Below are 7157 nucleotides of genomic sequence, written 5' to 3' on the forward strand. Positions count from 1 at the left end.
GCGACCAAGCTGTACCAGCCTGGACTCTTCCCCGGTACCAAGGAGACGTCCATCGTCCGGCCCGTCGTCGTAGCCACCCGTGGGCGTACCGAGACGGCCGCGCGCTGCCACGGCTGCAACTCGTGGCATCGCCATACGGGCCTCGGCATGTGCCGCGCCCTCTGCGGCATCACGTACCGTGTCCAGCCGCGACGAGCCATCGCCATCACGGCCACTGAAAGCCTGGGGACCGCAGAGTGAGCGCTCGCAAGCGTGTCGAGGAGGCGCTGCAGAGCCACGGCTGCCGTGGACGCGGTGCTTCCTGGCAATGTCCATCGCATGAGGATCGTGCGCCCTCCCTCTCAATTGGACCGAGACGAGACGGCGATGGCGTCGTCCTCAACTGCCACGCAGGGTGCAGCGTCGACGAGGTCACCGCAGTTCTTGGGCTCACGCTGCAAGACCTCTTTGACGAGCCAGTGCAGAAGCGCGAACGTCCGCAAGTGGTTGCCGAGTACCCGTACCGCGACGAGCACGGCGAAGTGCTGTACAGCGTGCGCCGCCTCGAGCCGGGATACGACGGAGAGAAGAAGACGTTCCGCCAGTACAGGCCGGACGGCGCTCCTGGAGTGAAGGGAATCCGCCGTGTCCTGTACCGCCTGCCCGAGGTTATCGCCGCGGCACAAGCCGGCGGCACGGTGCTCGTCGTCGAGGGGGAAAAGGACGCGGACAACCTCGCCAAGCTCGGCTGCGTGGCGACCACGGGCGTGGGCGGCGCCGGGAAGTGGAGCGACGACTACAGCCAGCATTTCCGCGGAGCCGAGGAAGTGGTCGTCATCGCGGACCGCGACGAGCCCGGACGTAAGCACGCGGCGGCCGTGGCCGACTCCGTGCAGCGCGCCGGTATCCCCGTGCGCGTTCTGGAGCCCGCCCACGGCAAGGACGTCTCCGACCACCTCGCGGCAGGGCTCGGCTACGAAGACCTGGTGCCCGGAACACGGACCGCCCCCGCCCAAAACGATTCCAGTAATTCCACCGAACCCCGGTGGGACGAGCTGAAAGCTCCCGCTGGAATAAGTGGAACGGAAAATGAGGGGGGCGGTCCGTGTTGGGACCCGCCTATCCCTATCCCCCAGCACACGCTGCCGCCGTTCCCCGTCGACGAACTCGGCACGCTCGCGCCATGGGTGCGGGCACAGTCGGCGTCGCTCAACGTCTCCGAGGACCTGCTTGCCTTCGCCGCCCTGGGAGCTATCTCGACCTCAGTCGGCGGGCGGGTGCGCATCCACGTCAAGGACGGCTGGGAGGACGAGAACGTCTGTCTGTACCTCCTCGGCCTGGCCGACTCATCCGCACGCAAGACGCCTGCCCTGGACGCTGCCAGCGCTCCTCTGCGGGAGCGCATCGGAGAGCTCCGCGAGGAACTGCGGTCCGGTGTTGAGGAGAACGAACAGCTCATCCGCATCACAGAGCAAGAGATGGCCGCAGTCGAGCGGTTGGTCGCCCAGGGCAGGGCAGAGAAGTCGGAAGCCCACGCCGTTCTCGACAGGCTGCGGGAACTGAGGGAACAGCCCGCCCTGCCTAAAGCTCTCGTCGGAGACGTGACGCTCGAAGCCCTCGGCAAGGTCATGGGCGAGAACGGCGGCCGTATGGGGCTGCTGGAGTCCGAGGCCGGCTTCTTCAAGGCCTGCGCCGGGCTGTACGGCAACGGCCGCGCAGACATCACCCTTGTCCTCAAGGCGTACAGCGGCACCGGCCACGAGATCGACCGTGTCGGCCGGGGCCACACCTGGATGCCCAAGACCGCGCTGACACTGGCGCTCATCATTCAGCCCGGTGTTGTCGAGCGCCTGGAGAAGGACAACCCCGAGTTCAAGTCCAGCGGCTTTCTGAACCGCTTCCTGTATGCGCTGCCGACTGCGATGCCGCCCGGCACCTTCGACACTCCGGGCATCCCGAGCGAGGTCGGACAGGGGTACTGCAGCAGCATCCGCGGCCTCGTCGACCACGCATGGAAGGCCGAGAACATCCGGACGCTGCAGCTCACCCGGGGGGCCCGTAAGCGGTTCGCAGAGTTCTACAACCAGATCGAGCAGGACAAGGTCGACGGCGGCCGGCTGCACGACATCGGCGAGTGGGCCGGGAAGCTGTGCGGCCAGATCGCCCGACTGGCGGCCTGCCTGACCCTGTTCGAGGACCACGGCGCCTCGGAGATCGGTGAGGACGCCATGGTGCGTGCCCTCGCCCTGGCTCCCTACCTGACGGCCCACGCCCGCGCAGCCTTCGCGCTGATGAGCCGTGACGGCGACGGCGGGCGGAAGCTCCTTCGGGACATCCTTGACCGCCTGCCGCAGCTGCTCAACCAGGACGGCACCGTGACGCTTCGCAAGATCCGCGAATCGTTCAAGGGGCGCCGCGCAACAGGAAGTCAAGGCGCCGTCGACGCCGAGTCCATCAAGGACGCGATGGACGAACTCGAAGACCTCGGCTGGGTCGCGGAGATCCCTGCCCCACCCCGCAAGCCTGGCCAGCGCGGTCAGAAGCCCTCACCGAAGTACGACGTGCACCCCTGGGTCTACAACCCCCCCGGAGCGGAAGTGACAAGCGCATGGCTGTCATAGCCGCCGACGCCGCGGCAAAAGGGGCAGCAGAAACGGTTCCTGCCTCGCGCCCCTCACCGTGACAGAAGTTCGCAGGCTCCTGGCAACTGGCCACGCATCCATCGGACGCGCCCACCAGCCCCTCATCAGCGCACGCGCGCTGAGACGGTCACACTGGCGCAGACGACGCCGAGCCGTCGCCCGCCACTGCCACTATCAGCGGACCAACCCACCAATTGACCAACGACCACGAGGCAGGCGCCCACTCCTGCCCGTCCCCAGAGGGCCCGCGGATGCTCCGGTCGCGGGCCTCGCCCTCGCCTGGGAGTTTCTGGACTTTCTGGACCGCCCTACGCGCCCACACGAAGCGGAGAACGTCCCTGCCGTGAGACCCACACGCGCCCCTCTGAACTGCGCAGAGGTGCAGCGGTGGAACTCGTGAGACCGTCCTACGCACACGCGCGCGGGAGCCGTCGCACGGTGACGAACAGCAGCCTCTAGACGAACGGAGCGGGCCCGAGGCCAGAGCACCCAACTTCGTGTGGTGGCCCGCTGGTAGCCATGAATTCGCTCTCGCGGCCGTTGGGCATCCGGAGTGTGCCCGGCGCCGCGTCAAACAGGTCTACGTCGCTGTCTCCCGCGAGGAGACAGACGCTCCCTGCCCAGGTGCTGTGCCGGTCGTAGCTGAAGTCCAGAACGATTGCCGGGTCCAGGCGCAGGACCAGGGAGGCGGTCACGGAGACTTCGCGACCGTCAGGGAAGACCACAGTGGCGGGTCCCACGTAGCGGGGCCGGCCGTCGTCCTTGTGAAAGCGTGGTCGGGTCATGCGCTCATCTTTTCGCCCCTGAAGCGCCGCCGCACGACCGGTCGCGGCCGGTCCCGGGCACGCGAGTTGCTGCCCACGCCCCACGACCAACCCCATGGACCGCACGACACCCGCGCTACGAGGCCCGGTAGTCCCAACTCGGAAACACCAGGGAGCAAGTAACCCGACGGTAGGTAATGGCGCCGTTGTGTGTCACGCTGCGGCGGTTATCAAAGGGGAGGATGAGATGACCGAGAAGTTGCTGACGCACAAGCAAGCGCTCGCCGCAGTGATCCAGGCGTTGGGGGGCATCTGGGACACGCAGCGCGCCGTACTGGCCCTGTGTGTCGCCGGGTACGAGCCGACAAGTGATGATGCCGCGGGCAAGGAGGCCCGGCGCCACCTGCGCGACCTCGCCGATGACGGAGTGATCGTGAGGCCGGATCCGGACCAGGCCGTTTACCGCCTGGCGTGATTTGGTCTTCCAAGCCCCCACCACTTTGCTCCTTGGGCGGCGGGGGCATTGTGTCTGTCCGCCTCGGATCGTACGGTCAACACGGGCTGCCCCGTCGGGGGGCGGACTAGGCCGTCCGATCGGAGGACACCATGGCCCTTAGCAGGCTTGCCCGCGATTTCGCCGCCGAGATCAGCAACCACGACTGGTCCGACGCCCCTTACCGGATCGACCGCGCTGGCCACAGCCGCACTGGTGATTCGAAGTCCAAGCTTACTGAGCAGGTACTGACAGAGGACGAGACGCGGCGCGTAAAGACTAACGTCATGTGGGTGACCGCCCAGGTGCTCGCGAGCTCAGACCCGAACTTCGACGTCTACGAGTTCGCCGAGGCGTGTGGCATCAACATCCTCACGAGTTCGGGGCGGAGGGACGGTGGTATCGCTGCTGGCCTTCGCCAGGACGCGTACGGCCGCTACATGCGTCCCGGAATGTGGGAAGTCGGAAGCTTTGACGAGGTCATCACTACGGAGACGAGCGAGTACTACCACGATAGCCCCGACTGTGAGTGGTTCCGGCGGGGCTGGCAGGGGACCCCGCTCCTGACTTACTCCGCTCAGGCGGTACCCGCGAAGTGGAAGCAGTGCGGTAAGTGCATCGGTGGCACGGAGTGACCGGATGATCGATCAGTAGGGTCCCCACGGTCGGGGTGTCGGAACCCGGTCGCCGACCCCAACAAGCGGTCAGGGGTTCTTGGGCTGGCGGGGCACGGTCTTGGTCCTGTCGAGCTGCCCATACACCGTCGACCGCGGCACGCCGAACATGTCGGCGATCTGCTGGACGGTCTTCTCCCGATCGTCGTAGAGGCGTTGGGCGAGCGCGGCCCCCTGGTGTCTGGACACTCATGCGGTGCGCCTCAATGGCGCAGCCTGGCGGAGCTTGCTGGCCGCCTCCGCGCGCTGACGCTCGTACTCCTCCTGTTCGTCCGCCAGCCTGATCACGTCCTCAGACCACATGCACTCGCCGGCATCGATCGCGTCGGTGGCGTCGGTGAAATGGAGCGTAGAAGCGGCCACTTACTCCCCCTGTCAGTCGGTTTGTGCGGTGCTGGCTACCTCGGGTGGGTGGGAGCGCAGTGCCCCTGGCGGATGACCGGAGGCGTGTGCAACCGTCTCCCCCATTCAAAGGCTGTGCGGCAAGGGGTCGCCGTGGGCCCGGTTCGTCCGGTACAGGGGCGCCATGGCTCTCCAACCGCCCGCGGAGCAAGGGCACCCAACGCGAAGCCTGCTGGCGGAGGGCCGGGCGCCCGCAGATCCCGTGCGCTCGGGATTGTCAACGGCCTTTGCGTCAACGCCATGTGGACGGCGCCAGCCGCGGCCCCTACGCGGCGTGTGGTGTGGACTTGTTGGGGGAGTCCCGCCGGATGCCTCGACCGCCGGAGGCCACGGTCACGTTGAAAGTGGTCCTGGTGGGCTTGCCGTGGTGGACATGCTCGAACCCCTGCTGCAGGGAGCCGCACAGTCGAAGATGGTCAGCGCACGTTCGTCCTGGTCGAGTTCATGGTGCGCCAGCTCTGGAGCGGCATCGGCCTAGCGAAGCGCATCCATGAGTGGCGGCCTCCGAAGGGGGCCAGGTAGTGGGCGAAGCGTGAAGGATTTATGCTGCCGGTGCGATGGTCCTATGTTCTGTCAGGTGCGGGTTCTAGCGTGCCTTGGCTTGGGGGAGGGGCAGCAGATGGCGGGCACGCGATCGCGGTTGGAGGATCTCGCCCCGGGCACGGTGGTCGGTGGCGTGGTACCAGGGGTGGACGTCACGGTGGTGGCGTTGCAGATGTTCGGGGATTCTGCGGCTCGGCTGACCTATCGCCATGCGAACGGCACGGTGGACGAAACGATCTTGTACCGTGAACGGGAGAGCGGACTTACCGTCGGCGAGCCGGGGTCCTTGGACCGCAAATTCGATGCCGACGCTGAGTTGTTCCGTTTGGCTGCCGAGGCCCTGCGCATCCGCATGGCGGCCCGCGGGGATGCAATGCTCGCCGTGTCCACGAGCCTGCTCGATCCCCTTCCGCATCAGATCCAGGCCGTCTACAACGAGTTGCTCCCGCGTACGCCGCTGCGCTTCCTGCTCGCTGACGACCCCGGCGCCGGAAAGACGATCATGGCCGGCCTGTACATAAAGGAACTGGCCCTGCGCGGTGACCTGGAGCGCTGTCTGATCGTCGCGCCTGGTGGCTTGGTCGAGCAGTGGCAGGACGAGCTTCAGGAAAAGTTCGGCCTGGACTTCGCGCTGCTGTCCAAGCAGTTGGTGGAGGCCACCGTCGACGCGAACGTCTTCGACAAGCACCCCCGGCTGATCGCCCGCATGGACGCCCTGGCCCGGTCGGAGGAGCTGCAGCGCCGCCTGGCCGAGTCCGGCTGGGACTTGGTCGTGGTGGACGAGGCACACCGTATGAGTGCCCATTACTTCGGTGCCGAGTTGAAGACCACCAAGCGCTATGAGCTCGGGCGCCTTCTGGGCCGGGTGACCCGGCATCTGCTGCTGATGACCGCGACCCCGCATGCGGGTAAGGAGGAGGACTTCCAGCTGTTCATGGCCCTGTTGGACGGGGACCGGTTCGCCGGCAAGTACCGCGACGGGGTGCACCACCACGACGCTTCGGGCCTGATGCGCCGCATGGTCAAGGAGGAGCTGCTCACCTTCGACGGCAAGAAGCTCTTCCCCGAGCGCCGCGCCTACACCGTCCCCTACGAGCTGTCGCCGGCCGAGCAGGAGCTCTACGAGCAGGTCACCCGCTACGTGCGGGAGGAGATGAACCGCGCCGAACGGCTCGACGGCCGCCGCGGCAACCAGGTCGGCTTCGCCCTGACCGTGCTCCAGCGCCGCCTGGCGTCCAGTCCCGAGGCCATCGCCAAATCCCTGGAACGCCGCCGCCGGCGGCTGGAAGCCAAGCGCGCCGAACTGCTCGCCGCCCGGCACACCGCCGCACCGGACGCGAACGGCGCCCCCGTCCCGCCCCACCAGGACACCGCGCTGAGCGCTCTGAGCGGGAGCGAGGACGGCCAGAACTGGGACGCCGAGCTCGAGGACCTGACCGGTGCGGAACTGGAGGAGGCAGAGGAACAGGTCGTCGACTCCGCCTCGGCCGCGCTCACCGTCGCCGAGCTGGAGCAGGAGATCGGGCAGCTGCGGGAGCTGGAACAAGCCGCCGCGAGCGTGCTGGCCCTAGACGAGTAAGTCCGATGTCCGGTCAGTGGTCGTAGGCGATCAGTGACCGGGTGATCGGTGCGTTGGTTGCGTTGTTGTGCCAGATCGCGG

General features: G+C 67.2%; 6 protein-coding genes. 4 read left to right on the forward strand and 2 right to left on the reverse strand.

All coding sequences use genetic code 11. The features are described 5' to 3' along the window. Window positions 1-236: 236 nt before the first annotated feature. From ABZ396_RS06880 to ABZ396_RS06890, 3 genes are all read left to right on the forward strand, one after another. A complete protein-coding gene (locus tag ABZ396_RS06880) occupies window positions 237-2600 on the forward strand; it encodes a DUF3987 domain-containing protein (RefSeq protein WP_358926960.1) in 2364 nt (787 codons plus the stop codon). Window positions 2601-3632: 1032 nt separating this feature from the next. Then, window positions 3633-3860, forward strand: a complete 228-nt coding sequence (locus tag ABZ396_RS06885) for a hypothetical protein (RefSeq protein WP_358926961.1) — start codon at window positions 3633-3635, stop codon at window positions 3858-3860. 131 nt (window positions 3861-3991) lie between these two features. Next, a complete protein-coding gene (locus ABZ396_RS06890; RefSeq protein WP_358926962.1) occupies window positions 3992-4513 on the forward strand; it encodes a hypothetical protein in 522 nt (173 codons plus the stop codon). A gap of 69 nt (window positions 4514-4582) precedes the next feature. On the opposite strand, the gene ABZ396_RS06895 is transcribed toward ABZ396_RS06890, so the two are convergent. Together ABZ396_RS06895 and ABZ396_RS06900 are read right to left on the reverse strand one after the other, a co-directional pair. Beyond that, window positions 4583-4741, reverse strand: coding sequence for a helix-turn-helix domain-containing protein (locus tag ABZ396_RS06895; protein WP_358926963.1), 159 nt, complete (start codon window positions 4739-4741; stop codon window positions 4583-4585). Next, window positions 4742-4915 (reverse strand): hypothetical protein, encoded by a 174-nt coding sequence (locus tag ABZ396_RS06900; RefSeq protein ID WP_358926964.1) that lies wholly within the window; start codon window positions 4913-4915, stop codon window positions 4742-4744. Between the two features lie 658 nt (window positions 4916-5573). Between ABZ396_RS06900 and ABZ396_RS06905 the strand changes: the two genes are divergently transcribed. Beyond that, entirely contained in the window at window positions 5574-7076 is a 1503-nt protein-coding gene (locus ABZ396_RS06905) for a DEAD/DEAH box helicase (protein ID WP_358926965.1), read from the forward strand. Window positions 7077-7157 lie beyond the last annotated feature (81 nt).

The sequence above is a fragment of the Streptomyces sp. NPDC005866 genome, from assembly GCF_040629895.1.
Taxonomy (GTDB): Bacteria; Actinomycetota; Actinomycetes; order Streptomycetales; family Streptomycetaceae; genus Streptomyces.

Bases quoted from the DNA above. Each gene is read 5' to 3' on its own strand.
- ABZ396_RS06905 (WP_358926965.1), top strand. From the start codon at position 5,574: ATGGCGGGCACGCGATCGCGGTTGGAGGATCTCGCCCCGGGCACGGTG.
- ABZ396_RS06885 (WP_358926961.1), top strand. From the start codon at position 3,633: ATGACCGAGAAGTTGCTGACGCACAAGCAAGCGCTCGCCGCAGTGATC.
- ABZ396_RS06890 (WP_358926962.1), top strand. From the start codon at position 3,992: ATGGCCCTTAGCAGGCTTGCCCGCGATTTCGCCGCCGAGATCAGCAAC.